This is a genomic window from Sphingomonas canaveralia (assembly GCF_047238125.1).
Classification (GTDB): domain Bacteria; phylum Pseudomonadota; class Alphaproteobacteria; order Sphingomonadales; family Sphingomonadaceae; genus JBDFMH01.
The window spans coordinates 2,377,026-2,403,378 of record NZ_JBDFMH010000001.1 but is presented as its reverse complement, the minus strand read 5'-3'; the positions used below and the strand labels follow the sequence as shown (position 1 = coordinate 2,403,378).

At 68.6% G+C, this 26,353-nt stretch carries 25 protein-coding genes; 14 read left to right on the top strand and 11 right to left on the bottom strand.

Annotated elements, in window-relative coordinates:
* Window positions 1–18 precede the first annotated feature (18 nt).
* Window positions 19–900 (bottom strand): cobalamin B12-binding domain-containing protein, encoded by an 882-nt coding sequence (locus tag ABC347_RS12010; RefSeq protein ID WP_413245959.1) that lies wholly within the window; start codon window positions 898–900, stop codon window positions 19–21.
* 216 nt (window positions 901–1,116) lie between these two features.
* Here ABC347_RS12010 and bchF point away from each other — a divergent pair, with 216 nt between their 5' ends.
* Genes bchF through hemA form a run of 14 tightly spaced genes read left to right on the top strand, consistent with a single transcriptional unit; the run spans window position 1,117 to window position 16,294 of the window.
* Window positions 1,117–1,617, top strand: coding sequence for a 2-vinyl bacteriochlorophyllide hydratase (bchF, locus tag ABC347_RS12005; RefSeq protein WP_413247049.1), 501 nt, complete (start codon window positions 1,117–1,119; stop codon window positions 1,615–1,617).
* The gene (locus tag ABC347_RS12000) at window positions 1,614–2,894 is read left to right on the top strand and encodes a ferredoxin:protochlorophyllide reductase (ATP-dependent) subunit N (RefSeq protein ID WP_413245958.1); all 1,281 of its coding nucleotides are present in this window, start codon (window positions 1,614–1,616) and stop codon (window positions 2,892–2,894) included. Before bchF ends, ABC347_RS12000 begins: the two co-directional genes overlap by 4 nt.
* 4 nt (window positions 2,895–2,898) lie before the next feature.
* Entirely contained in the window at window positions 2,899–4,443 is a 1,545-nt protein-coding gene (bchB, locus tag ABC347_RS11995) for a ferredoxin:protochlorophyllide reductase (ATP-dependent) subunit B (RefSeq protein ID WP_413245957.1), read from the top strand.
* Window positions 4,433–8,035, top strand: coding sequence for a magnesium chelatase subunit H (locus ABC347_RS11990; RefSeq protein ID WP_413245956.1), 3,603 nt, complete (start codon window positions 4,433–4,435; stop codon window positions 8,033–8,035). Before bchB ends, ABC347_RS11990 begins: the two co-directional genes overlap by 11 nt.
* Window positions 8,036–8,043: 8 nt before the next feature.
* On the top strand, window positions 8,044–8,931 hold the full coding sequence (gene bchL, locus ABC347_RS11985; RefSeq protein ID WP_413245955.1) for a ferredoxin:protochlorophyllide reductase (ATP-dependent) iron-sulfur ATP-binding protein: 888 nt from the start codon (window positions 8,044–8,046) through the stop codon (window positions 8,929–8,931).
* Window positions 8,931–9,617 (top strand): magnesium protoporphyrin IX methyltransferase, encoded by a 687-nt coding sequence (bchM, locus tag ABC347_RS11980; protein ID WP_413245954.1) that lies wholly within the window; start codon window positions 8,931–8,933, stop codon window positions 9,615–9,617. The genes bchL and bchM overlap by 1 nt, the downstream gene beginning before the upstream one ends.
* Window positions 9,614–11,029, top strand: a complete 1,416-nt coding sequence (locus ABC347_RS11975; RefSeq protein WP_413245953.1) for a BCD family MFS transporter — start codon at window positions 9,614–9,616, stop codon at window positions 11,027–11,029. The genes bchM and ABC347_RS11975 overlap by 4 nt, the downstream gene beginning before the upstream one ends.
* 10 nt (window positions 11,030–11,039) lie before the next feature.
* On the top strand, window positions 11,040–11,810 hold the full coding sequence (gene puhA, locus ABC347_RS11970; protein ID WP_413245952.1) for a photosynthetic reaction center subunit H: 771 nt from the start codon (window positions 11,040–11,042) through the stop codon (window positions 11,808–11,810).
* Window positions 11,807–12,454 (top strand): photosynthetic complex putative assembly protein PuhB, encoded by a 648-nt coding sequence (puhB, locus tag ABC347_RS11965; protein ID WP_413245951.1) that lies wholly within the window; start codon window positions 11,807–11,809, stop codon window positions 12,452–12,454. Before puhA ends, puhB begins: the two co-directional genes overlap by 4 nt.
* Window positions 12,451–12,924 carry a photosynthetic complex assembly protein PuhC gene (puhC, locus tag ABC347_RS11960; RefSeq protein ID WP_413245950.1) on the top strand — a complete coding sequence of 158 codons (474 nt, stop codon included), beginning with the start codon at window positions 12,451–12,453 and terminating at the stop codon, window positions 12,922–12,924. The genes puhB and puhC overlap by 4 nt, the downstream gene beginning before the upstream one ends.
* On the top strand, window positions 12,924–13,220 hold the full coding sequence (locus ABC347_RS11955; protein WP_413245949.1) for a hypothetical protein: 297 nt from the start codon (window positions 12,924–12,926) through the stop codon (window positions 13,218–13,220). Before puhC ends, ABC347_RS11955 begins: the two co-directional genes overlap by 1 nt.
* Window positions 13,217–14,278 (top strand): magnesium-protoporphyrin IX monomethyl ester (oxidative) cyclase, encoded by a 1,062-nt coding sequence (gene acsF, locus ABC347_RS11950; protein ID WP_413245948.1) that lies wholly within the window; start codon window positions 13,217–13,219, stop codon window positions 14,276–14,278. The genes ABC347_RS11955 and acsF overlap by 4 nt, the downstream gene beginning before the upstream one ends.
* A gap of 13 nt (window positions 14,279–14,291) precedes the next feature.
* On the top strand, window positions 14,292–15,056 hold the full coding sequence (puhE, locus tag ABC347_RS11945; RefSeq protein ID WP_413247048.1) for a putative photosynthetic complex assembly protein PuhE: 765 nt from the start codon (window positions 14,292–14,294) through the stop codon (window positions 15,054–15,056).
* Between the two features lie 17 nt (window positions 15,057–15,073).
* Complete coding sequence (gene hemA / locus ABC347_RS11940) at window positions 15,074–16,294, top strand: 5-aminolevulinate synthase (RefSeq protein ID WP_413245947.1); 1,221 nt, start codon at window positions 15,074–15,076, stop codon at window positions 16,292–16,294.
* 175 nt (window positions 16,295–16,469) lie between these two features.
* Here the strand turns inward: hemA and ABC347_RS11935 are convergent, their stop codons facing one another.
* The 10 genes from ABC347_RS11935 to bchC all read right to left on the bottom strand — a co-directional run bounded on the left by ABC347_RS11935 (window position 16,470) and on the right by bchC (window position 26,290).
* Window positions 16,470–17,753, bottom strand: coding sequence for a DUF3422 family protein (locus ABC347_RS11935; protein ID WP_413245946.1), 1,284 nt, complete (start codon window positions 17,751–17,753; stop codon window positions 16,470–16,472).
* A gap of 46 nt (window positions 17,754–17,799) precedes the next feature.
* Complete coding sequence (gene pufC / locus ABC347_RS11930; RefSeq protein WP_413247047.1) at window positions 17,800–18,867, bottom strand: photosynthetic reaction center cytochrome PufC; 1,068 nt, start codon at window positions 18,865–18,867, stop codon at window positions 17,800–17,802.
* Window positions 18,868–18,872: 5 nt separating this feature from the next.
* Window positions 18,873–19,847 (bottom strand): photosynthetic reaction center subunit M, encoded by a 975-nt coding sequence (gene pufM, locus ABC347_RS11925; protein ID WP_413245945.1) that lies wholly within the window; start codon window positions 19,845–19,847, stop codon window positions 18,873–18,875.
* A 16-nt stretch (window positions 19,848–19,863) separates the two neighbouring features.
* Window positions 19,864–20,688 (bottom strand): photosynthetic reaction center subunit L, encoded by an 825-nt coding sequence (gene pufL / locus ABC347_RS11920; RefSeq protein ID WP_413245944.1) that lies wholly within the window; start codon window positions 20,686–20,688, stop codon window positions 19,864–19,866.
* A 113-nt stretch (window positions 20,689–20,801) separates the two neighbouring features.
* Complete coding sequence (gene pufA, locus ABC347_RS11915; RefSeq protein WP_413245943.1) at window positions 20,802–20,987, bottom strand: light-harvesting antenna LH1, alpha subunit; 186 nt, start codon at window positions 20,985–20,987, stop codon at window positions 20,802–20,804.
* A gap of 11 nt (window positions 20,988–20,998) precedes the next feature.
* A complete protein-coding gene (gene pufB / locus ABC347_RS11910) occupies window positions 20,999–21,238 on the bottom strand; it encodes a light-harvesting antenna LH1, beta subunit (protein ID WP_413245942.1) in 240 nt (79 codons plus the stop codon).
* A gap of 130 nt (window positions 21,239–21,368) precedes the next feature.
* Window positions 21,369–22,814, bottom strand: coding sequence for a chlorophyllide a reductase subunit Z (gene bchZ, locus ABC347_RS11905; RefSeq protein WP_413245941.1), 1,446 nt, complete (start codon window positions 22,812–22,814; stop codon window positions 21,369–21,371).
* Window positions 22,811–24,394, bottom strand: a complete 1,584-nt coding sequence (bchY, locus tag ABC347_RS11900) for a chlorophyllide a reductase subunit Y (protein WP_413245940.1) — start codon at window positions 24,392–24,394, stop codon at window positions 22,811–22,813. Before bchY ends, bchZ begins: the two co-directional genes overlap by 4 nt.
* The gene (locus ABC347_RS11895; RefSeq protein ID WP_413245939.1) at window positions 24,384–25,361 is read right to left on the bottom strand and encodes a chlorophyllide a reductase iron protein subunit X; all 978 of its coding nucleotides are present in this window, start codon (window positions 25,359–25,361) and stop codon (window positions 24,384–24,386) included. Before ABC347_RS11895 ends, bchY begins: the two co-directional genes overlap by 11 nt.
* Complete coding sequence (gene bchC / locus ABC347_RS11890) at window positions 25,358–26,290, bottom strand: chlorophyll synthesis pathway protein BchC (RefSeq protein WP_413245938.1); 933 nt, start codon at window positions 26,288–26,290, stop codon at window positions 25,358–25,360. The genes ABC347_RS11895 and bchC overlap by 4 nt, the downstream gene beginning before the upstream one ends.
* Window positions 26,291–26,353 lie beyond the last annotated feature (63 nt).

Here is a 26,353-nt window from a genome sequence, read left to right as displayed (position 1 = left end):
CGGCTCTCCCTCTACGTCTCAGCCACAGGCCATCGCGCCCATCCGTTCGATCACGAGGTCTTCGGCAATCGCGACGGCCGCAAAGGCATCGGCCGCCGTGCCATCCGCGCCGACCCGACCGGCTAGATCGGGATCATCGACGAAAACCCGGCCGCCGACCATGATGCTGACCCTGGGATTCGCCGAGACGCTCCGCAGTGCCGTGATCATGGATGGCAGGCGCGCGATATGGCAGTCGCAACTCACGGTCAATCCAAGCAGGGCATAGGAGCTTGCGCCCACCCGGCGCAGCAGTTCGGGCATGGTAAGCCCGACCGCCAGATCCGAATCCCAGCCCGACCGGCGGAACGCCTCGTCCACCAGTACTGCCCCGAAGCCGTGCTGATCGCCGGGCAGCGCCGCGAACAGCGCGCTGCGGCCTTGCCCGCTTACCGGCACGGGCGGCGTGGCGGCCGACACCTCGCGCACCACTTCCTGCAGCCGCCACAGCCCCATCGTGACCTCGACGAAATCGCAGCGGTCCTCGTGCCACAATTCACCCAGCCGGCGCGCGGCGGGGGCCAGCAGATCGACCATCAGCCGTTCGATGGTGACGCCTTCGGCCAGGATCGTCTCAACCCGGGCCAGCAGCGCATCGGCATCGATGCCGAGCGCGAGCGGCACAATATCCTCGGCCGCGCCCGCGATCGCGTGAGCAGGCGCACGCGGTGCGACGCCGTTGGCCAGCATCAGCCGCGGAATGATCTGCCCTTCGATCAAGGTCGCAAGCGCTGCGGGCGAGGGTGCGAGCTGGCCGAGCGGCAGCGTGCGTGGGCGGGATCGGCCGGGGGCGGGGCCCGATCGGAACGCGGCACCCGACTGGCGGGTGCGCGGGGACGCAGTTCCGATGACCGTTGCCATGCCCGGCTCTCCTGCCCGGTCCGCGATGCAACGGAGAATACCTGCACCACGACTTGCGCCATTTGGCTGCCCCCCAGGCGACTCGGACGATATGCCCATTCGGAATCGTCCGCAATCGCCGACCGAAGTTTTTATTCAACGAAAGCTTACGTCAAGTTTGATTGACACACTGCGGCGGGCGGGCCTAGTCTCCTGATCAGGAGAGGAGGCGTGACGATGCAGCATCCGGCCGGCGACCACAGCGTCCGCGCCCCGCTCTACACGCCTGCCGAGCGCGCCCGCCGCGATCGATCGCGCTGGACGCTGGTGCAGGGAGTCCTAGCGCCTGTGCAGTTCCTGATCTTCCTCGTCAGCCTCGCGCTGGTGCTGCGCTATCTGGCGACGGGCGAAGGCGCGGGGCTGGCGACCGCATCGATCGTGGCCAAGACGATCGCGCTCTACCTGATCATGATCACCGGTTCGATCTGGGAGAAGGACGTGTTCGGCCGCTGGCTGTTCGCGCCCGCCTTCTGGTGGGAGGATCTGTTCAGCATGGTCGTGCTGGCGCTGCACACCGCCTATCTGGTGGCGCTGGTGCTGGCGCTGGGCAGCGAGCGGGGGCGGATGCTGCTCGCGCTGGCGGCCTATGCCACCTACCTGATCAATGCCGGGCAGTTCCTTTGGAAGCTCAGGATGGCGCGGCTGGACGGCGCGGTGCCGATGGCGGCGACGGCATGACCGCGGCGCTGCCCGCCGTGGCATCGGCCGGGTGCAGCGATGCGCCGGTGCTGCGCGAGCGCGGGCAGCGCGAAGTGTTCTGCGGGCTGACCGGAATCATCTGGCTGCACCGCAAGATCCAGGATGCCTTCTTCCTGGTGGTGGGATCGCGTACCTGCGCGCATCTGCTGCAATCCGCCGCCGGGGTGATGATCTTCGCCGAACCGCGCTTCGCCACCGCGATCATCGAGGAGCGCGACCTGGCCGGCATGGCCGATTGCGGGGCGGAGCTGGACAAGGTGGTGGGCCAGCTGCTGGCGCGGCGGCCGGACATCCGCCTGCTGTTCCTGGTCGGATCCTGCCCTTCGGAAGTGATCAAGCTGGATCTGGCGCGGGCCGCGCAGCGGTTGTCGGCGACTCAGGCGGGCGGCACGCGGATCCTGAGCTATTCGGGCAGCGGCATCGAGACGACCTTCACCGAGGGCGAGGATGCCTGCCTGGCCGCGCTGGTGCCGGAACTGCCCGCCGCGACCGGTGACACGCCCGAACTGATGATCGTCGGCGCGCTGCCCGATATCGTCGAGGATCAGTTCCTGCGGCTGTTTGCCGAGCTCGGCATCGGGCCCGTCCGCTGCCTGCCCGCGCGCCGCGCGGACGCGCTGCCGCCGGTCGGCCGGAACACGCGCTTCCTGCTGGCGCAACCTTTCCTGGGCGAGACGGCGCGTGCGCTGGAGGATCGCGGCGCGGTGCGGCTGGATGCGCTGTTCCCGTTCGGTGCGGAAGGCACGACCGACTGGCTGCATGCCGCCGCGCGCGCGTTCGGCGTGGACGAGATGCAGTTCCGCCGGGTGGTGGCGCCGGGCCGCGAGCGCGCCAAGCGCGCGATCGCCCACAGCGCCGAGCGGCTGGCCGGCAAGCGCATCAGCTTCCTGCCCGATTCGCAGCTGGAAGTGCCGCTGGCGCGGTTCCTGGCCAACGAGCTGGGGATGGAACCCGTCGAGGTGGGCACCCCCTATCTGCACCGCCGCCACCTGGCGAAGGAACTGGCGCTGCTGCCCGCAGGCACGCTGATCAGCGAGGGCCAGGATGTCGACAAGCAGCTCGATCGGGTGCGCGCCGCGCGGCCGGACCTGACGGTGTGCGGCCTCGGCCTCGCCAATCCGCTCGAGTCGGAAGGGCTGACGACCAAATGGGCGATCGAGCTGGTGTTCTCGCCGATCCATGGCTTCGACCAGGCGGGCGACCTGGCCGAACTGTTCGCGCGACCGCTGCGGCGGCGCGACGTGCTGAAGGTCTGATGCGATGCAGCTGACCGTCTGGACCTATGAAGGACCGCCCCATGTCGGGGCGATGCGGATCGCGACCGCGATGACCGGCGTGCATTATGTGCTGCACGCGCCGCAGGGCGATACCTATGCCGACCTGCTGTTCACGATGATAGAGCGGCGCGGCAAGCGCCCGCCCGTAACCTACACCACGTTCCAGGCGCGCGACCTGGGCAAGGACACCGCCGCACTGTTCCAGGCCGCGGCGCGCGATGCCTATGACCGGTTCCAGCCGCAGGCGATGCTGGTCGGATCGTCGTGCACGGCCGAGCTGATCCAGGACGATCCGCACGGGCTGACCTCGGCGCTGAAGCTGCCGGTGCCGGTCGTGGCGCTCGAACTGCCGAGCTACCAGCGCAAGGAGAATTGGGGCGCGGCCGAGACCTTCTACCAGTTGGTCCGCACGCTGGCCGATCCCGCGCGGACGCCGGCGGACCGCGAAGGCCGCCGCCCGCTCGCCAACATCCTCGGTCCGACCGCGCTCGGCTTCCGCCACCGCGACGACGTGATCGAGATCGGCCGGCTGCTGGCCACGCTGGGGATCGACGTGAACGTGACGGCGCCGCTGGGGGCCGGGCCGGACGATCTGCGCCGGCTGGGCGAGGCCGATTTCAACATCTGCCTCTATCCCGAGATCGCCGATACCGCCTGCCGCTGGCTGGAGCGGACGTTCGGGCAGAAGACAGTGCGGACCGTGCCGATCGGCCATGGCGCGACCCGCGATTTCATTGCCGAGATGGCGGCGCTGGCGGGGGTGGATGCCGCGGCCGCGCTGGATACGTCGCATCTGCCGTGGTGGAGCCGGTCGGTCGATTCGACCTATCTGACCGCCAAGCGCGTCTTCATCTTCGGCGATGCGACACATGCCATCGCTGCGGCACGGGTGGCGCGCGACGAGCTGGGTTTCGAGGTCGTCGGGCTCGGCTGCTACAACCGCGAATTCGCGCGCGACCTGCGCGAGGCGGCCAAGCTCTACAATGTCGAGCCGCTGATCACCGACGATTATCTGGCGGTGGAAGATGCGATCGTCGCGCTCAGCCCCGAACTGGTGCTGGGCACGCAGATGGAGCGCCACATCGCCAAGCGGCTGCGCATTCCGTGCGCGGTGATCTCGGCCCCCGTCCACGTCCAGGATTTCCCGGCGCGCTATTCCCCGCAGATGGGGTTCGAAGGCGCGAACGTGCTTTTCGATACCTGGGTGCACCCGCTGGTGATGGGGCTGGAGGAACATCTGCTGACGATGTTCCGCGACGATTTCGAATTCTCCGACGGCGCGGGCGCCAGCCATCTCGGCCATGCGCCGGCAGCGGCGGCGGTTCTGCAACCGGAGCCCGCGACCGAAGTGGCGATCACCGCCGAGGCCGGAAGCTGGACCCCGGAGGCCGAGCGCGAGCTGCTGAAGATCCCGTTCTTCGTGCGCGGCAAGGCGCGCCGCAATACCGAGCGCTACGCCGCCGAACGGTCGATCGCGCCGATCGGGATCGACACGCTGTACGATGCGAAGGCGCATCATGCGCGTTGAGGCCGCCCCCGACCCCACCGGCGGCGCAGGGCCGATCGGCGTGCGGGTGGTGATCGTCACGCTCGACAATCATCTGGCCGGCGCGGTCGAGCGGGCGGGCGCGCGGCTGGCGGCGGACGGATCGGGCATCACGATCGGGTTCCACGCGGCGGCCGACTGGGAGCGTGATCCGCAGGCGATCGACCGCGCCCGCGCCGATATCGCGCGTGCCGACATCATCATCGCCACGATGCTGTTCCTGGACGATCATATCCGCGCGATCCTGCCCGCGCTGACCGCGCGGCGCGAGCAGTGCGATGCGATGCTGGGGCTGATGTCCGGCGCGGAAGTGACGCGGCTGACGCGGCTGGGCGGATACCGGATGGATGCGCCTGCGACGGGGCCGCTGGCGCTGCTGAAGCGGCTGCGCGGATCGAGCGGCAAGGCCGGCGCATCGGCTTCGTCGGGCGCGAAGCAGATGCGGATGCTGCGCCGGCTGCCGAAGATCCTGCGCTTCATCCCGGGCACCGCGCAGGATGTGCGAGCCTATTTCCTGACCCTGCAATATTGGCTGGCGGGCAGCGACGACAATGTTGTCTCGATGGTGCGCGCGCTGGTCGATCGCTATGCCGATGGCGACCGCCGGCCCTTGCGCGGGGCGAGCCCGGCGGCGCCGCCGCGCGACTATCCCGATGTCGGCGTCTATCATCCGCGCATGCCCGGCATCATGGCCGAGAGCGTGGAGGCGCTGCCCGCCACGGTCGGCACGCGCGGCACCGTCGGCGTGCTGATGCTGCGATCCTATCTGCTGGGCAACGACCGCGCCCATTATGACGGGGTGATTGCGGCGCTGGAACAGCGCGGGCTGCGCGTGATCCCGGCTTTTGCCAGCGGGCTGGATTCGCGGCCCGCGATCGAGCGCTTCTTTCACCGCGACGGGCAGGTGGCAGTGGATGCAGTGCTGTCCTTGACCGGTTTCTCGCTGGTCGGCGGGCCGGCCTATAACGATGCCGAGGCGGCGGCGGGCACGCTGGCCGCGCTCGACGTGCCGTACATCGCGGCGCACCCGATCGAATTCCAGACGCTGCAGCAATGGGGTGCCAGCCGTCAGGGCCTGCTGCCGCTGGAAGCGACGATGATGGTCGCGATCCCCGAGCTGGACGGGGCGATCGCGCCGACCGTGTTCGGCGGACGATCCGATGCCTCGGGCGCGCCCTGCACCGGTTGCGGCCGGGCCTGCACCTTCCCGTCGAGCGGGCTGGTGCGCGAGATGCGGTCCTGCCCGGAACGGGCGGAGGCGCTGGCGGGCAAGGTGGCCGCACTGATCGCGCTGCGCCAGAGTGCCCGCGCTGAGCGCCGGCTGGGGATCGTGCTGTTCAACTTTCCGCCCAACAGCGGCGCGACCGGCACCGCGGCTCATCTGGCGGTGTGGGAATCGCTGCACGCCACGCTCGTGCGGCTGGCGGGCGAGGGCTATACGGTCGACGTGCCGGCGGACGCGGATGCGCTGCGCCGCGCTGTGCTGGAGGGCAATGCCCAGCGGTATGGCGCGGATGCCAACGTGCATGCGCGCGTGATGGCGGACGATCATGTCCGCGCCGAGCCGCACCTGGCCGAGATCGAGGCGCAGTGGGGCCCGGCGCCGGGCCGCAAGCAGGCCGATGGCCAGTCAATTCATGTGCTGGGCGAACGGTTCGGCAATATCTTCGTCGGCATCCAGCCCGCCTTCGGGATCGAGGGCGATCCGATGCGGCTGCTGTTCGACGGCCGGTTCGCGCCGACCCATGCCTTTGCCGCCTTCTACCGCTGGCTGCGCGAGACGTTCGTGGCGGATGCGGTGCTGCATTTCGGCACGCATGGCGCACTGGAATGGATGCCGGGCAAGCAATTGGGCCTGTCGGGCGACTGCTGGCCCGAACGGCTGCTGGGCACGCTGCCCAACTATTATCTCTACGCCGCGAACAATCCGTCCGAAGGACTGCTGGCCAAGCGCCGCTCGGCCGCGACGCTGATCAGCTATCTGACCCCGCCCTTGGCCGATGCCGGGCTGACGCAGCGGCTGGCCGAGCTGAAGGCGCTGGTCGAGCGCTGGCGGGCCGAGCCCGCGGGTGCGATCCGCGATGCGCTGGAGCCGCTGGTCGCGGAGGCGGCGGCCGCGTTCGACCTGACCGATCCGTTCGACCTGCTGGCGGAACGCATCTACGAGCTGGAACGCGCGCTGATCCCGCACGGGCTGCACGTACTGGGCCGCGCGATGCCGGCCGAGGCGCAGGCCGCGCTGATCGCCGCGCATCCCGATCTCGATTCGGCGCTGCTGGCCGTGAACGACGAGCTGGGCGCGCTCGTCCACGCGCTGGACGGCGGCTATGTCGCGCCGGCGCCGGGCGGGGACCTGATCCGTAACCCGCAAGTGCTGCCCACCGGGCGCAACCTGCATGGCTTCGATCCCTTCCGCATCCCCGGCCGGTTCGCGATGCAGCAGGGCGCGGCGCAGGCGGGCGAGCTGATCGCGCGCCACCTGGCCGATGGCGGGCGCTTCCCCGAATCGCTGGCGATGGTGCTGTGGGGCACCGACAATCTGAAGAGCGAGGGCAGCCAGCTGGCGCAGGCGATGGCGCTGATCGGCGCGCGCCCGCGGTTCGACGGCTATGGCCGGCTGGCGGGGGCGGAACTCGTGCCGCTTCAGGAACTGGGCCGGCCGCGGATCGACGTGGTCGTCACGCTATCGGGCATCTTCCGCGATCTGCTGCCGCTGCAGACGCGGATGCTGGCCGAGGCGGCGTGGCTGGCGACCGAGGCGGACGAGCCGGCCGAGATGAACTTCGTGCGCAAGCACAGCCTGGCGCATCAGACGCAGCATGGCTGCGATCTGGAGACGGCGGCGCTGCGCGTCTTTTCCAACGCCGAAGGATCCTACGGCGCCAACGTGAACCAGCTGATCGACAGCGGTGCCTGGACCGATCCCGACGAGCTGGCGACGCTGTTCGAGCGCCACAAGGGCTATGCCTATGGCCGCACGGGCGCGCCCGCACGGCAGGCCAAGCTGCTGGAAAGCGCGCTGGCGGGCGTCGAATTCGCCTTCCAGAATCTCGACTCGGTCGAGCTGGGCGTGACCGACATCGACCAATATGTCGATGCGCTGGGCGGGATCGCGCGATCGGTGAAGCGCGCATCGGGGCGGGCGGCACCGATCTACATCGTCGATGCGACGCAGGGGCCGACCGCAGTGCGCACGCTGGGCGAGCAGGTGTCGCTCGAAACGCGCACCCGGATGCTGAACCCGGTCTGGTACGAAGCGATGCTGAGCCACGGCTACGAAGGCGTGCGCCACATCGAAAGCCATGTGACGACCACGCTCGGCTGGTCCGCCACCACGGAAGATGTCGCGCCTTGGGTCTATCAGCGGATCAGCGAGACCTATGTGCTCGATGCCGCGATGCGCGACCGGATCGCCACGCTGAACCCGCGAGCCTCGGCCCGGGTCGCGCACCGGCTGATCGAGGCATCGGACCGCAGCTACTGGACGCCCGACGCGGCAACGCTTGCCGCACTGCACGCCGCCAGCGACGAACTCGAGGATCGCCTCGAGGGTGTCGCCGTGGCGGCGGAATAGGAGAGACGATGGCCTTGCTCGACCCCCCCGGCCGCGGCGACGGCGAAGGCAGCGTGCAGGTGCAGATGCACATGCCCGACCGCATCGGCAATGCGAAGGTGTTCGCCGTCTATGGCAAGGGCGGGATCGGCAAGTCGACCACGTCCTCCAACCTGTCGGCGGCCTTTTCGCTGCTGGGCAAGCGCGTGCTGCAGATCGGCTGCGATCCCAAGCACGACAGCACCTTCACGCTGACCAAGAAGCTGATGCCGACCGTGATCGACGTGCTCGAGACGGTCGAATTCCACGCCGAGGAGCTGCGCCCCGAGGACTATATGTTCGAGGGCTATAACGGCGTGATGTGCGTGGAGGCTGGCGGACCGCCGGCGGGTACCGGCTGCGGCGGCTATGTCGTGGGGCAGACGGTGAAGCTGCTGAAACAGCATCATCTGCTGGAAGAGACCGACGTCGTGCTCTTCGACGTGCTGGGCGATGTGGTGTGCGGCGGCTTCGCGGCACCACTGCAGCATGCCGAGCGCGCGGTGGTGGTGGCCGCCAACGATTTCGACAGCATCTTCGCGATGAACCGGATCGTCTCCGCCATCAAGGCGAAGTCCAAGACCTATGACGTGCGGATGGCCGGCGTGATCGCCAATCGATCCGCCGCCACCGACGAGATCGATCGCTTCAACGCCGCAACCGGGCTGAAGCGGCTGGCGCATTTCCCCGATCTGGATGCGATCCGCCGTTCGCGGCTGAAAAAATGCACCCTGTTCGAAATGGAATCGACCCCCGAGGTCGATGCCGCCTGCAACGAATATAAGAGGCTGGCCGCGCAGCTGTGGGCGGGCACCGAGGCGCTGGATGCGGAGCCGATGAAGGACCGCGACATCTTCGAATTCCTGGGGTTCGAATGATGCAGAGCGCATCCTATCAGCTCTATCGCGGCCGGCTGGAGACTTATTTCGACCGCACCGCGCGTGACACCTGGGCGCGGCTGACATCGGATGCGCCCGTCAGCCGGGTGCGCGCCACTGTGCGCGCGGGGCGGGACCGGATGCGCGCGACGCTGCTCGGCTGGCTGCCTGCGGACATGACCGGCATGCGGCTGCTGGATGCGGGCTGCGGCACCGGCGCGCTGGCGGTGGAAGCCGCGCGGCGCGGCGCATCGGTGGTGGCGATCGATGTCGCGCGCGGGCTGGTGGATGTGGCGCGGGTGCGCGCGCCGGCCGGCCTGTCGATCGACTGGCGGGTGGGCGACATGCTCGATCCCGCGCTCGGCCAATTCGATCATGTCGTGGCGATGGATTCGCTGATCCATTACCCGGCGGCCGATATCGTGGCGGCGCTGGCGGTGCTCGCGGCGCGCACCGAAGGCTCGGTCTGCTTCACGGTCGCGCCGCAGACCCCGCTGCTGAGCATGATGCACGCCGCCGGCCGGCTGTTCCCGCGCGGCGACCGCGCGCCGGCGATCGTGCCGGTGGCCGAACGCACGCTGCGGCGGCGGTTGGCCGAAGCAGTGCCCAGCCATCCGATCGCGCGCGACGCCTGCATTTCCGGTGGCTTCTACACCAGCCACGCGTTCCAGCTGGTGCGGGGATGAAGGCCGGCGCGCTCCCCTTCTGGGCGAGGGTGGGAACGCGTTTCCTGCCGTTCGCCGATGCGGCGAGCGCGGCGCTGCCGCTCGATCGGCTGTTGCGGCTGTCGCTGTTTCAGGTGTCGGTGGGTATGGCGGCGGTGCTGCTGACGGGCACGCTCAACCGGGTGATGATCCTGGAATTGGGCATGTCGGCCTCGATCGTGGCGGCGATGGTCTCGCTGCCGCTGCTGTTCGCGCCACTGCGCGCGCTGATCGGCCACAAGTCCGATACGCATCGCTCGCTGCTCGGCTGGAAGCGGGTGCCCTATATCTGGTTCGGTACGCTGCTGCAGTTCGGGGGGCTGGCGATCCTGCCGTTCGCGCTGCTGGTGATGTCCGGCACCGGCAATGGGCCGGCCTGGGTGGGGCAGGCCGGCGCGGCGGCGGCGTTCCTGCTGGTCGGCGCGGGCATGCATGTGACGCAGACCGCCGGGCTGGCGTTGGCGGCGGACCTCGCCCCGGCGGATGTGCGCCCCCGCGTGGTGGCGCTGCTTTATGTGATGCTGCTGGCGGGCATGCTGGTCAGCGCGCTGGTGATCGGCCGGCTGCTGATCGATTTCTCTCCGATGCGGCTGATCCAGGTGATCCAGGGTGCGGCTGCGCTGACGATGGTGCTGAACCTGATCGCGCTGTGGAAGCAGGAGGCCCGCGCGCCGCGCGCCGTGGTGGCGCAGCCGGCCGCGTCGTCACCCGATTTCGGCACGCAGTGGCGCGCGCTGGTGGCGCGGCCGGGCATGCTGCGTCTGATGGTGGCGGTGGGCCTGGGTGCTGCGGCATTCGCGATGCAGGATGTTCTGCTGGAACCCTATGGCGGGCAGGTGCTGCACCTGTCGGTTGGCCAGACGACATTGCTGACTGCGCTGTGGGCGGCGGGCATGCTGGCGGGCTTCGCGATCGCCGCGCGGATGCTGGGCCAGGGCGGCGAGCCGCATCGGCTGGCCGGGTTCGGCGCGGTCGCCGGGATCGCGGCGTTCATGATGCTGATCTTTGCAGGGCCGCTGGGCCAGGCGCCGCTGCTTTCGGCAGGCGCCGCGGGTATCGGCTTCGGCGCGGGACTGTTCTCGGTCGGCACGCTGACCGCGGCGATGGCGGCGGCGGCCGATGGCGGCGCGGGCCTCGCGCTGGGCGGCTGGGGTGCGGTGCAGGCCACCGCCACCGGCCTGGCGATCGCGATCGGCGCGATCCTGCGCGATGCGGTGTCGGCTTCCGCGATCAACCAGGCGTTCGGCCCGACGCTGGCCGCGCCCGCCACCGGCTATGCGCTGGTCTACGGCCTCGAAATCCTCTTGCTGCTCGGGACGCTGGTCGCGCTCGGGCCGCTCGTCAGCCCCCGCGACGCGCCGACCCGGTTCGGCCTCAGCGGTTTTCCCACCTAGGAGATCTGCCATGCATCCCCAGATCACGACCGAGTTCGATGTGGCGTTGCTGGTGTTCTACGCCTTCGTGCTCTTTTTCGTCGGGCTCGTCTTCTACCTGCGCCGCGAGGATCGCCGCGAAGGCTATCCGCTGGAAGACGACATGACCGGGCGGGTCTTTTCGGAAGGCGGGCCGCTTTCCACCGCGACCCCCAAGACGTTCCGGCTGCCGTTCGGCCATGGCACGGTGACAACGCCGACCGGCGGCCGTGACCGGTTCGACCTGGCGGCGCGCAAGTTCGAACGCTTCCCCGGTGCGCCGCTGGTGCCGACCGGCGATCCGTTGGTCGATGGCATCGGCCCGGCCGCGTTCGCGGAGCGCGCCCGCCGCCCCGATCTCGACATGGAAGGCCATCCGCGGATCGTGCCGCTGAGCACGGCGACCGATTTCTTCGTGGCGGCGGGCGATTCGGATCTGATCGGCTGGCCGGTGCTGGGCGCGGACGGCATCGTGGCGGGCACGATCAGCGACCTGTGGATCGACCGCGCGGATCGGCTGGTGCGCTATCTTCATGTGTCGCTCGATGGCGGCCGCGCGGTGCTGACGCCGATGACGATGTCGAAGGTGCACCGCGGCCGCCGCCAGGTGGTGTGCGATGCGCTGTGCGCGCACCAGTTCGCCGGCGCACCGAGCGTGGCAGGTGACGGCGTCATCACGCTGTATGAGGAGGATCGCATCCAGGGCTATTTCGGTGGCGGCTATCTCTATGCCACGCCCGCCCGGCAGGAGCCGTTCCTGTGAGCGAATATGAGCATGAACCGGTGCCCGGCCTGCCGGGCGTGCTGCCCGCGGGTGAGCGGATGCTGTGGCAGGGCGCGCCCGATCGCGCGCTGCTGGCGAGGACCGCGTTCCACACCCGCAAGGTGGCGTTCTATTTCGCGGTGCTGACCGGGTTCGCCTTTGTCACCGCGGTGCCGCGGCTGGGCGAGGGGGCAGCCGCGCTGCTTGGCACTGCCGCAACAGCGCTCGTCGGGCTGGCCGGTATCGGGCTGCTGCACCTGCTGGCCTGGGTGACCGCGCGGGCGACGATCTACACGCTGACCGATCGGCGCGTGGTGCTGCGGATCGGCGTGGCGATCCCGAAATGCATCAACCTGCCACTGGCGAAGGTGGCCGCGATCGACCTGCGCGGCGGGGCCGGCGACAGTGGCGATGTCGCGCTGAAGATGACGGGCATGAACCGGATCGGCTATGCGGTGATCTGGCCGCACGCGCGCCCGGGCCGGATCGCAGTGCCGCAGCCGATGCTGCGTGCGCTGCCCGATGCCGCCACTGTTGCCGGACAGATCGCCGAGGCTTGTCGCGCGCTGGGCGGGACCGAGATCGCCGAGATCGCCGCGCCCGCGCCCAAGATCATGCATCGGCCGATCCAGGTGGCGGCATGAGCCATTCGCACGACGATATGGCTCCGCGCGGGGCGCTGATGCTGGCGGGGGCGCTGGTCGTGATCTCGCTGCTGGCGGTGTCCGCCGCGCGGCTGACGGGGCAGCCGCTGACGGCATCGCCGACCGCGCTGCGCGCCGAGACCCGGGTCGCGCCCGTAGCCAGCCGCGATCTGCGCTTCCTGGATCAGGCAGACGGATCGGTGCGGATCCTGGACGTGGCCGACGGTCGGCCGGTGGGCGGGGTCGCCGCGGGCAGCGAGAGCGGCTTCATCCGCGGCGTGATGCGCGGACTCGCGCGCGAGCGGCGGATGCACGGCTTCGATGCGCAGCCCGCCTTCCGGCTGACGCTATGGGCCGATGGCGAGCTTTCGCTGCACGATCTGGCGACCGGCCGCACGATCGAGCTGGGCGCGTTCGGCGCCACCAACCGCGCCGCCTTCATGGCGTTGTTGCCAAAGGGAGCCGCGTGATGGGCCTGTTCGCGCGCACCCGGATCGAGACGCCGTGCCGGATCGAGGTGCGCCAGGATTGGGAATGCCTGGGCGCGCATGTCGAGCTGGATGGCGATATCGCGATCCGCCCGGGGGATCGGGTGCGCGTGCATGGCGATCCGATCCGGGTGGCGTTCGGCGAGCAGGCAACGCTGAAGCGCACCGCGACCATCGAGCGCGCCGGCCCGCTGGCCCGCGTCTGGACGCGGCTGGCCGGCCATTTTGCACTGACAGAGCTTTACGAAGTCAGTTTCACGCCGCGGAGCCAGCCATGAACGCGATCACCCCGATCACCGCCGACGAAACCCAGGCGATGGCGCGCGAGACCACGATGCTGTCGCCGCGCTTCTACACCACCGATTTCGCGAAGCTGGAAAAGATCGACGTATCGTCGGTCCGCGCCGAATGGGATGCGCTGATCGCGGAGATGGTGGCCGATCCGAACAAGCGCCACTTCAAGCGCGACGCGCGCTTCGACGGGGTGATCGAGACGCTGCCCGAACCGTTGCGCGGGGAATTCATCGATTTCCTAGTATCGTCGCTGACCGCCGAATTTTCCGGCTGCATCCTCTATGCCGAAATCGCCAAGCGGGTGCAGAATCCCGACGCCAAGCAGCTGTTCCGGCTGATGAGCCGCGACGAGAGCCGCCATGCCGGCTTCATCAACGATACGCTGAAGGATGCCGGCATCGGCATCGATCTCGGCTTCCTGACGAAGACCAAGACCTACACCCATTTCCGGCCGAAATTCATCTTCTACGCTACCTATCTGAGCGAGAAGATCGGCTATGCGCGCTACATCACGATCTACCGGCATCTGGCGCGCCATCCGGAGCTGCGCTTCCACCCGATCTTCCAGTGGTTCGAGCTGTGGTGCAACGACGAGTTCCGCCACGGCGAGGCGTTCGCGCTGTTGATGCACGCCGATTCCAAGCTGCTGCGCGGGCACAATCGGCTGTGGATCCGCTTCTTCGTGCTCGCCGTCTATGCCACCATGTATGTGCGCGATCATGCGCGGCCGGCCTTCCACCAGGCGCTGGGCATCGATCCGACTGATTATGATCACCGCGTGTTCGCGATCACGTCCGAAATCACGCGCCAGGTGTTCCCGATCACGCTGGATACGGACAGCCCGCGCTTCCGCGCCGGGCTGGAGCGGATCCGCACATTGTCCGTCCGCATCGCCGAAGCCAAGGCGCAGGGCGGGGTGATCGGCCTCGCCAAGCGCGTCGGGCTGATGGCGGCGACGGGGGTGGCGTTCGCGCGGCTCTATTGCCTGCCCGTCAACGAACATGCGCTGCCGGCCAAGGTGCGGATGGTGCCGGCATGGTGACGCGCCGGTGACGATGGCCGAACATGGCCTGCCGCTCCTGTTCGTGGTGGCGATGTGGTTCGGCACCACCGGGCTTGTGGTGTGGCTGGACAGCCGGCCGGCCAGCACCTTCGGCCGCAGCCTGGGCGCCGCCGGGCTGGTGGCGATCGCGGCGATCGTGGCGGTGGCGCTCAGCGTGCGCGCGGAGGGCGCCGCTGCCGCCTATCTGGGGCTGGGCGCGGCGCTGGCAATCTGGGGCTGGCACGAGATCAGCTTCCTGACCGGAATCGTGACCGGCCCCCGGCGCGCGGCCTGCCCGCCCGATGCGCGCGGCTGGGATCGGTTCCGGCTGGCGGCGGCCACGCTGATCCACCACGAACTGGCGCTGGCGGCCACGCTGATCGTGCTGGCGGCGATCAGCTGGGGCCATGCCAACCCCACCGCTGCGCTGGCCTTCGCGCTGCTGTTCGCGCTGCGGATCAGCGCGAAGCTCAACATCTTCCTGGGCGTGCCAAATTTCGCCGACGAGCTGATGCCGCAGCATCTTGCCTATCTGCGCAGCTATTTTCGCAAGGCGGGGATGAACCCGCTGTTCCCGCTGTCGATGGCGGCGGCGGCGGCGGCAGCGATCTGGTTCGGCCAGGCCGCGCTGGCGGCGGAAGGCGGGCGGGCCGTGGCCAACAGCCTGCTGTTCGCGATCGCCGCGCTGGGCGCGATCGAACATCTGTTCATGATGATCCCGTTTCGCGACGGGGCCTTGTGGCGCTGGGCTTCCCGGTCCAGCATCGCATCAGAATAAAAGAAGGGGGAGAGACGATGGACTATGAGGCCTTTTTCCAGTCCGAACTGGAAATCCTGCACGGCGACGGCCGCTATCGGACCTTCACCGAGATCGAGCGCAGGGCCGGATCCTTCCCCCACGCGCAGCGCTTCATCGACGGGCAGACCGCGCCGGTGACGGTATGGTGCTCGAACGACTATCTGGGCATGGGCCAGCACCCCAAGGTGGTGGGCGCGATGCACGAGATGCTCGACCGGTGCGGCGCGGGCGCCGGGGGCACGCGCAACATTTCTGGCAACACCCACGCGCATGTCGAGCTGGAACGCGAGCTGGCGGACCTGCACGGCAAGGATGCCGCGCTGCTGTTCACATCGGGCTATGTTTCCAACTGGGCGGCGCTGGGCACGCTCGGCGCGCGACTGCCGAACTGCGTGATCCTGTCCGATGCGGGCAACCATGCCTCGATGATCGAGGGCATCCGCCACAGCCGCGCCGAGCGGCAGGTGTTCCGCCACAATTCGCCCGAGGACCTCGATCGCCGGCTGGCCGCGATCGACCCCGCCCGGCCGAAGCTGGTCGCGTTCGAGAGCGTCTATTCGATGGACGGCGACATCGCGCCGATCGCCGAGATCCTGGACGTGTGCGAGGCGCATGGCGCGCTGAGCTATATCGACGAGGTCCATGCGGTCGGCCTCTATGGCCCGCGCGGCGGCGGCGTGGCTGAACGCGAAGGGCTGATGGACCGGATCGACGTGATCGAAGGCACGCTGGGCAAGGCCTATGGCGTGATGGGCGGTTATATCGCGGCATCGAGCGCGCTGTGCGACTATGTCCGCAGCTTCGCATCGGGCTTCATCTTCACCACCGCGCTGCCGCCGGCGCTGGCCGCCGGCGCGCTGGCGAGCGTGCGCCACCTGAAGCAATCGAGCGCGGAGCGGACCGCGCACCAGGAGATCGTGGCCTATGTCCGCCGCCGGCTGGATGCGATCGGGATCCCGACGCTGGACAATCCCAGCCACATCATCCCGGTGATGGTGGGCGATGCGCACAAGGCCAAGCGGATCAGCGACTGGCTGATGGACAATCACGGCATCTATGTGCAGCCGATCAACTATCCGACCGTGCCGGTGGGGACCGAACGGCTGCGGCTGACGCCATCGCCGGTGCATTCGCGCGACGATGTCGACCGGCTGGTGGCGGCGCTGTCCGAGATCTGGTCAATGTGCGAACTGGCGCGGCGGGCGATGGCGGCCTGACGGCTGGCGATCGGGGAGTCGCGACCTGATTCCCCAACCGTTCGTCCCGAGCGAAGTCGAGGGACGTGCCGCGGACGGTGCGCGGCGTTTCTCGACTGCGCTCGGCACAGACGGGTAGGGTATCGGATAGAGTGTCTGCGGACCCGGTGGTTCGGCCTGGCGTGATCCGGGCGGATCAGCTGCGGGGCCGTTTGAGTGGCCGCAGCATGAGCGCCACCGCGATCACCACGAACGGCACGGCGATCGCGACTGCCAGCTTGTGGGAGACGCCGGGCACCGCGTAGAGCATGTAGCCGAGCAGCGCGACGAGATAGTAGCTGATCGCGACCACCGACAGCCCCTCGACCGTCTGCTGCAGGCGCAGCTGGAGATCGGCGCGGCGATCGACCGACGCCAGCAGATCGCGATTCTGGCGGGCGAGCGCGGTATCGATGCGGGTGCGCAGCAGCGAGCTGGTCCATGCCGCGCGCTGCGACAGATCCTCCAGCCGGCGGGAAAAGCTTTCGCAGGTGCGCACCGCGGGCATCAGCCGCCGATCGGTGAAATCGGCCAAGGTCTGCCAGCCCGGCAGCGGCACGATCGCCAGGCTCTCCAGCCGTTCGGCGCTGAGCTGGGCATAGGCGCGGGTCGCGGCCATGCGATAGCGCGTGCTGGCCAGCAGGCGGGCGAGTTCGGCGGTCAGGAAGGTCAGCTCGTCGAGCAGCGAATCATCGTCGGATGCGGGTTCGGCAACCTGCTGGGTGAGCGCGGCCAGCCGCTGTTCGAGCCGCGAGACATCCGGCGTCAGCGTCTGCGCCAGCGGCAGGCCCAGCAACGCCATGTTGCGGTAGTTCCCTAGTTCCTGGATGCGCTGCACCAGCTGACCGGGCTCGTCGCCCTCGAGCCCCTGATCGGCGATCAGCAGCCGGCCGAGGCCATCGGCGTTGAGCTGGAAATCGGACCAGATCCGCGCCTTGCCGGCCGCAACGTCGCACGACACCAGCCCGAGCGGCTTGAAGCTGGCCGCGATCAGATCGGGATCGGCGGGCATGCCGCGGGGCAGCAGCGCGACCAGCGTGGCACGGATGATCTGGCCGGGGATGCCATCCAGCAGGGGGTGGACCGGGGCGAAGGCGGCCGGATCGAACGGATCGTCGAACGGGCCGGGCAGGAGCAGCGTGTAGCTGGCAAATTCGGTATGGCGTTCCCAGACCAGATCGAACCCGTCGATCGGAAGCATCGCATGTTTGGAACTGTCCGGCAGCGACAGTCCGCGGCCGGCGTGGAGCGCGGCGACATGGGCACGGCTTTCATGCGCGCCTTCGCCGAGCAGCGTGACTACCTGCAGCAGCCGGCTGGGCAGCATGACGGGCGGCAGCTGCCGCAGGTGCATCTCGTAGGCCAGTGCAGCGCGCAGCGGATGGCTGCGCGCGACGAGGCCGAGCGGATCGACGGCCGCAGGTTCGGTCTGGTCGGTCATTCGGGCGACCGCATCGCCGCGGGAGTGCGCGGCGATGCGGTTCGGATCACTGGTTGTCGGTGATCGCCGCCGGCTGGCGGAAGGCCCTGACCGGCGCCGGCGGGGTCGCCGCCATCACCGGGCGGGCGGCGCGCAGCGTGGGATTGTCGGCCAGCATGCTGACCCCGCCCAGCGGCTTCGACAGCCCTTGGTGGCAGGTCATGCAGTTCACCTTGTAGGGATCGCCGTTGATGCCCTTGCGATTGGCGGGGAATACCGGCGCCAGCGGCGTGATGTACTGGGCGTTGATGTCGCGCACCATGCGGATGCCGTAATAGGCGGTGCCGCGCTGTGCCCGGCTGAGCGACCAGGAGCGGAACGACTGCGAATTGTGGCAATAGGTGCAGTTCACGCCCAGCGACTGCGAGACATGCATCATCAGCCCATAGGAGCCTTCGGCATCCTTGATCGACACGACGTGATCAGGCTTGGGATAGCTGCTGCTGGCCGCGACGCGGATCTCGGCCGGGCCGCGCAGATAATGATCGAACGGATCATAGGGGAGCGAGGCATAGCCGACATTGGCATCCGGGCTGTTCTGGCCATGCTTGTTGCGCCAGATCGACCGTGACGGCAGATCGCCCTCGGCCCACTTATATTCGGGCACGGCATTGCCGCGGTGGCATGTCCAGCAGGTGACGCCGGTGTTGCGGACATGGCTGGACCATTGCCCGTTCAACGTGCGCGTCATCTGCACCATGCGGCGTGCGACGACCTTGGTGTATTTCTCGTCCGACGCCATGTTCTCTGGGTTGTGGCAATAGTTGCAGCCTTCGGCCGGCGGCGCGACCCAGACGTTCATCTGCGCCATCAGATGGTTGAACTGTTCGGCACTGACGCCGCCCAGCACCTGCACGTTCTGATAGACTTCGGAAGCGCGCGGGCCGGTATCGGGCGGCGTTTCATAGGCGTTGGCGGGGATCGCCGCGGCCTTCCTGACATGGTTGCGGTCGACGATCTGCTGGAGGCCGGCGCCGCGATAGCCCGTCTGCTGATAATCCTTGGGCCCGAGCTCGCACGCGGCCAGCGGCAGGGCAGCGGCGGCGACGAGCGCGAGCCGCGCGGCATCGATCATGGCGCTCACCGGACCCCTCCCGTGATGGTGGCGGGATCGACGACCCCGCTGGCGGGATAATCCGGCGCATAATGATGCTGGACCGCCCAGAGATACCAGTTGTCGACCACGGTGCCCGTCAGCAGGATGCCGATGCCCCCGGTCAGCGTGGTCAGCACCGCGAACCACCATGCCCAGCGATGGATCGATTCCATCGTGGCGTTGAAGCCCATCGTCCAGCGCCAGAACAGCGCCGCGCGTTCCGATGCGGTGCCGCGATCGGTGATCTGTTCGATCTCGCGTTCGCCGCCGTAGCGGCCGACCGCCAGGATGGTGGCGCCGTGCATCGCGAACAGCAGGGTCGATCCGTACAGGAACGCGATCGAGAGGCAGTGGAACGGGTTGTAGAAGAGATTGCCGTAGCGGATCGAGAAGGCCGCGGTCCAATCCAGGTGGGGGAAAAGGCCGAACGGCACGCTTTCCGCCCAGCTGCCCATCAGCAGTGGCCGGATGAAGCCGATCACCAGCATCAGCCAGATCGCGCTGGCGAACGCCCAGGGGATGTGCATCCCCATGCCCAGCGCGTGGGCGCGGGCGAAGGTGCGCGCCAGCCACAGCAGCACCGATGCCGTCATGAAGAAGCCCGCCATCTGCCACCAGCCACCTTCGGCCAGCGGCACGAACAGCGTGAAGCCCCATTCCGGCCCCGGCGTCTCAAGCGCGAGCCAGGGCAGCTGGCGCACGAACTGCACCGGATCCCAGCCGACCGAGGCCCACATGTTGAGCCCGATGATCTCGAACGCCAGGAAGCCGCAGATCAGCGATGCGATGCCCAGCCGACCGAGATAGATCGGCCCGAGCTGTGCCGCGCCGAGCTTGCCGGCCCAGTAGTTGTAGCTACCGCGGCCGATGCGGGGCAGGCTGCCGGGCGGCAGCGGCGGCCCCAGTTCGGGTGCGCTGCGCAGCTGCACCTGGGTGAAGATGTTCTGATAGCGTGCCATCGTATCACCCCTCGCTTTAGGACCAGATCGGCAGGTTGAGCCACCAGGTCCACCATTCGGGCCAGCCGCGCGACCAGAAGGGGCCGCTGATGATGATGCAGACTGCGCTCCAGAAGCCGGCGCTGAGCGCCAGGAACAGGCCCAGCCGGTGGATGCCCAGCGTGCCGATCGAATAGCCGATCGTATCGCGGAAGAAGGCGTCCTCATATTCGGGCGTCTTCACCTCGCCGCCGCGCGGCGGGTTGACGGCCGAGAGCACGAGCCCGCCGTGCAGCGCCAGCGCGAGCGTCGTCGTGAAGAAGAACGACACCGCGATCATGTGCGCCGGATTGTAATGGAAATGGAGATACTGGTAGCCGGTGTTCGACACCCAATCGAGATGGCTGAAGATGCCGTAGGGGAAGCCGAAGCCCCACGCCCCCAGCATCATCGGGCGGATCACCACCAGCGAGACATAGGCGAAGATCGCGACCGAGAAGGCGAACGGCACATGATAGCCGATGCCAAGCTTGCGGCAGATCTCCACCTCGCGCAGCGCCCAGGACGAGAACGCCCCGATCGCGCAGATCGTGATGACCTGCCAGAAGCCGCCTTCCCGCAAGGGGGCGAGGCCCAGGCCGTAGCGCAGGTCGGGCGGGGCGATCGAGATCAACCAGATGTTCCAGGTCGGCCCCAGCGAGGCCGCATAGATGATGAGCGCGGTGCCAAGCGCGGCACATAGCGCGGTGGTGACGCCGAAGAAGCCGACATAGAAGGGGCCGACCCAGAAATCGAAGAGATCGCCGCCGATCAGCGTGCCTCCGCGAACCCGGTATTTGCGCTCGAAGCTCAGCAGGGCCATGGCCACACCTCTTGCCGCCCGCGATGCGGGTGGTTCCTCGTCTTTTGAAAAAGGGGGCGGGCGGCTTCGATCCGGATGGATCGCGGCGCGCCCGCCGGATCAAGCAAACAGGATCAGGGCGTTGCCGCCGCCGGCGTTGCCGCCGAGGTGGATGCCGGGGCTTCGCGCGGGCCTTCCAGCCAGTTGAAGCGATCGGTGCTGAGCAGGATGAAATGGATCAGCAGCGCCAGCACGAACAGGAAGGTGAACAGCGCGATCAGCGTGCGACGCGGATCGAAGATCAGCCAGATTCTCCACATGGCGAAGCTCCTCAGGCCAGCAGGGCGGCGACGCTTGCGCGTGCCAGGGTGGCGCCATGATCAAGCATGGCATAGCCGTCGGGGCCGGGCAGCCAGGGCCGCCAGTTCCACGCCAGCACGTGGGCGATGATCGCCACGATCGTGAAGATGATGAAGCTGGTCAGGAAGATCTTGTGGAATTCCCTGGCTTCCTCGGGCGTCAGGTAAGTGCCTGGCCCGAACCGCTCGTCACGGTCTCTTGGTTCGTTCATGTCTCCGTCTCCATAATACCCGGCAAAGGGAGGAGCGGCCTTCGCTCCCGTACGGCATCCCCGCGACGCCATCGTCGTCGCGGAAATGGGGGCAGTCCGCCCGCGGCGGACGATGGGGGTGCGCGCGCGCTCATGCCGCGTGCGCCAGGGTCGCGGCAGCCGCGACCCGATCGGAGGTGACGACGCTATCGCCCGCGCCGCGCGCCGCGCGCTCGGCGGCATCGCGAATGCGCTTGGCGGCCGAGATGCGCACCAACACCGGCTCGCGTTCGACGATGGCGTCGAGCTGCGCCTTGGCGGCGGGCTCCCAGCGAAGCTCCGCCGTGCCGCGCGCGGGTGTGGCGTCGACGGCGTCGAGCTGGGTGGACAGCGGGATGATGTTGAACAGCGCATCGAACAGCGCGTTCACGACTTCCTGCACCAGATAGCTGGCGCCCGAATAGCCCATGAAGGGGGTGCCGGTGTGCCGCCGGATCGCGGCGCCGGGGAAGGAGGCGGGGATGTAGATGCCGCGCCCGCCGGCTTCCGCCATGTAGAGCCGTTCATTGTAGCTGCCGAACAGCAGCAGCGGCGGCGTCTCTCGAATCGCGGCGCGCACGGCCTGGTTGTCCGGCTTGATGCCGGCGGAGCGGTTGAACGCGAAAGTGCAGGGCAGCCCGAGATCGTCTGCCAGGAAGGCGCGGATGCCGCGCGCATAGGTTTCGGTGGCGACGATGCCGAAGCTGGCGGTGGCGAAGAAATCCTGCGTCACCGAGCGCCACAGATCCCACAGCGGCTTCAGCGTGGTGTGCTTTTCGCGTTCGATGAACGGTTCGGGATCGAGCCCGGTCAGTTCGCCCAGCGCACGCAGGAAGCGCGTCGTCTGCTCGATCCCGATCGGAGCCTGCAGATAGGGCCGCTCCAGCTGTTCGCACAGGTTGCGGCCGAATTCGCGATACAGACAGATGTTGACGCTGGCATCGGCCAGCTTGCGGATCTCGGCGAGATGGCAGCCGAGCGGGAAAGTGACGCCGACCTCACAGCCGATGCCTTCGACCAGCCGGCGGATCTCCGCCAGATCGCTGGCCATGTTGAAGGTGCCGTACATCGGGCCGATGATGTTGACGCGCGGGCGATCGCCGTCCTTCAGCCGGCGGGGCGCGGGCACCTTCTTCGGGCCGAACTGGCTCCACAGCCATGTCAGTGCGCGATCGGCCGACTGCCACTGATCCTCGTCGATCGTGCGCGGCAGGAAGCGCTGGATGCTGGTGCCCTCGGGCGTCACGCCGCCGCCGATCATCTCCGCGATCGATCCGGTGACGACCACCGACGGCAGATCGGGATCGAGCGTCGCCCAAGCGCGCTTCATCGCGCCTTCGGTGCCGTCGCGGCCCAGTTCCTGTTCGCCGAGGCCGGTGACGACGATCGGCAACTCGTGCGGGGGCAGGCCATCGGTATAGTGCAGCACCGAGGTGACGGGCAGATTCTCGCAGCCGACCGGGCCATCGATGATGACCTGCAGCCCCTTGATCGCGGTGAAGGCATAGACCGCGCCCCAGTATCCGCCCGCGCGATCATGATCGATGATCAGCGTCATGTGCCGACGCTTTCTTCCGCCTTGGCGGCGGCGATGCGGCGGGCGGCGAACTTGGCCTTGAAATCGGGGCGGTCGACGGGCGTATCCTGCCAGATGCCCGCGGTCGGCCCTTCGCCGACGCCTGCGAAGAAGGCGCTCATCCGGTCGAACCGCGCCTGATTGCCGAGTGCGGCGTTGACGACGGTGGCGAGGCTGCCCGCGCCGGCGGGCCCCATCAGCGGGCGGGCCGAAATCAGGTTGGTGAAATAGAGCGCCGGGATCGCAGCCTGCTTGGCCGCCTGCACCACCGGCGTGGTGCCGATCGCCAGATCGGGGCGATATTCGGCGACGGCCGCCAGATCCTGTTCGAGGCTGGCGCGATATTGGACGCGGGTGCCGCGTGCCTCAAGCCAGTCGCGATCGGGATCGGACCAGATGGTGCGCGGGCAGGCGGTGCCGACATAGGGCACCTCCGCCCCGCTTTCGACCAGCAGGCGGGCGACCAGCAGTTCGGACCCCTCATAGCCCGAGACGGTGATCCGCCCGCTAATCGGCCTGGCGGCCAGCGCGCCGCGGATCGCGGGCAGGAAACGGTTCTTGGCGCCGTCTACGCGAGCTTGAGCGATGCCGCAGGCGGCGCCGATCGCGTCGAGCCAGGCGGCGGTGCCGTCGACCCCGACCGGGGCCGAGCCGACCACGGTGCGGCCCGCCGCCTCGAACTCGCGCACGCTGGCGGTGTAGAAGGGGTGGATCGCCGCCACCGCGGCGCAATCGAGCGCCTGGTAGAGCTCGCGCCATTCGCGCGTGGGGACGACCGGGCCGGCCGCGAGGCCGAGTGGTTCGAGCATGAGCCCGATGCCCACCGGGTCAGCCGGGAACATCTCACCAAGGAGAGTCACGGTCGGCCGGTCCGATCGTTCGCGGGGCGCGGCGACGGGGCCCTGGGCCACTTCGCGCCGCGCGTAGGAGAGCATCGCGCCGGCCAGCACATCCTTGGCCTCGGCATGGGTCGGGATGCCGAACCCGGGCACGTCGATGCCGACGATGCGGACGCCATCGATCTGGTCGGGCAGCAGTTGCAGCGGCACGCCGCTCGCGGTCGGCACGCAAAGGTTGGTGACGATGATGGCATCGTGCAGCGCGGGATCGGCGAGTTCGTGGACCGCATCGCGGATATCCTCGAACAGCTTGCCGGTGACGAGGGTCTCCGAACTGAACGGCACATAGCCGACCGAGCGGCGCGCGCCGTAGAAATGCGAGGTGAAGGTGAGCCCGTAGACGCAGCAGGCCGAGCCCGAGAGGATGGTGGCGGTGCGGCGCATCCGCAGGCCGACGCGCAGCGATCCGAACGCCGGGCACATCGATTGCGGCTGATCGTGCGGACCTTGCGGATAATCGGTGGCATAGCGCGCCAGCACGTCGCCCTTGCCCGCCTGCACCGCCGCCGCGCGCAGCGTATCGGCGGAGGAACAGGCGCCTGCGGTGGTAGGTGCGGGCAGACCGATATCGAGCGTATCGATCCGGCGAAGGCCCCCTCCACCGGCCTGCGGCCGGTTCCCCTCCCCGTGCCGGGGAGGATTGGGAGGCCCTTCAGGCCGCATCGTAGATCACTTCGAGCGATGGCTTCGGCGCGAACGACCCGCCGCGCATGTCGGCCTGGGTGGCGGGCACCAGCGTCACGTTGCCGCCCGTCTCTTCGGGGCTGAACAAACCGAGCAGCCCATCCTGATCCAGCGGCACCGGGCGCACCGGGGGCGCTTCCGCCACGTTGATCGCCAGTTCCTCGAACAGGGATGCCCATTCGCCGCCGGGGGTGCCGATGATCTGGTAATTGGCGGATTTGCGGCGGATATCCTCGTTGGCGGGGATCGCGCACAGCGTGGGGATGCCGACCGCCTTCGCGAAGGCATGCGCTTCGCCGGTGCCGTCATCCTTGTTCACGATCATGCCGGCCACGCCGACATTGCCGCCCATCTTGCGGAAATATTCGACCGCCTTGCAGACGTTGTTCGCCACGTAGAGCGACTGGAGATCGTTCGATCCGACGACGATCACCTTCTGGCACATGTCGCGCGCGATCGGCAGGCCGAAGCCGCCGCAGACGACATCGCCCAGGAAATCGAGCAGGACATAATCGAAGCCCCATTCGTGGAAGCCCAGTTTCTCGAGCAGTTCGAAGCCGTGGATGATGCCGCGCCCGCCGCAGCCGCGGCCGACTTCCGGCCCGCCCAGTTCCATCGCGAACACGCCGTCGCGCTGGAAGCAGACATCCTCGATCCGCACCTCCGCCCCGGCCAGCTTCAGCCGGGCAGACGTCTCGATGATGGTCGGGCAGCTCTTGCCGCCGAACAGCAGGCTGGTGGTGTCGGACTTAGGATCGCAGCCGATCAGCAGCACGCGCTTGCCCTGCTGCGCCATCATGTAGCTGAGGTTGGAAAGCGCGAACGACTTGCCCGAGCCGCCCTTGCCGTAGATCGCGATGATCTGCGTTTCCTTCGTCACCGGCCCGGTGGGCACGGGATCGGGCTCGTGGGCGGCTTCGTCGCGCAGCGTCTCGTCGAACGTCATGCGCATCCCTCCCAGTCGAGCACCATCTTCAGGCAATCCGGATCGCCGAAGGCTGCCGGATAGGCGTCTGCCGCCTCGGCCGCCGGGCGGCAGTGGCTGATCAGGCCGGCCAGGCTGAGCGCCCCCGCACCGATCAGCGCGCGGGTGGCGGCCAGATCGTCGGGCGTGAATTCGGCGGCGATGCGGATCCGCGCCTCGCGCATGAAGGCGGGCGCGAAGGCGAAGCCCAGCCGGTCGTAGAAGCCGGCCAGCACCACTTCGCCGCCGCGGGCCAGGTGGGGGATCAGCCTGTCGAGGATCGCGCCATCGCCACTGGCATCGCAGACGGTGCGATAGTCGGCCCTCGCGTCGTCGGCAGGATCGATCACCGCATAGTCGGTTGCGCCTGCCCGCCGTTCGGCACGGGACTCCCAAACGGTGGGGGCAGGCGCGCCCGCCGCGACGACGAGCCGGGCGAGCAGTCGGCCGAGGATACCATGGCCGACGATCAGTTCGGGCGCGGCCCCGCCGGCGATGGCATGGTGTGCGGTGGCGGCCAGCGCCATCAGCACCGCATCGGCGCCGAGCGCTTCATCGATCGGGATCGCGCGGGCGGCGGGCAGGACGAGCCGTGCGGCCGTGCCGCCGAACAGGCCGCGCGCATCGCGCCAGCAGTTCGCACCCGGCACGAACACCCATTGCCCGATCAGCGCGCGGGCATCCGCCCCGGCATCGATGACGCGGCCGACCAATTCGTAGCCGGGCACCAGTGGATAACCCATGCCCGGAAAGTTCGGCATCCGGCCCGACCAGAGCAGTTTTTCGGTGCCGGAGGAGACACCGGACCAGCGGATATCGACGAGAATGTCGGCAGGGCCGGGTGCGTTCATGGCGAGCGGGCGGAGAGACAGCCTTTCCGGCGCTTCCAGCAGGACCGCAAGTGCGTCCATGGCCATCCCTTCCCGCGTGCGGGGCCGGCCGATACCGGTCACCGTCATCGCATTGTCAAGGTA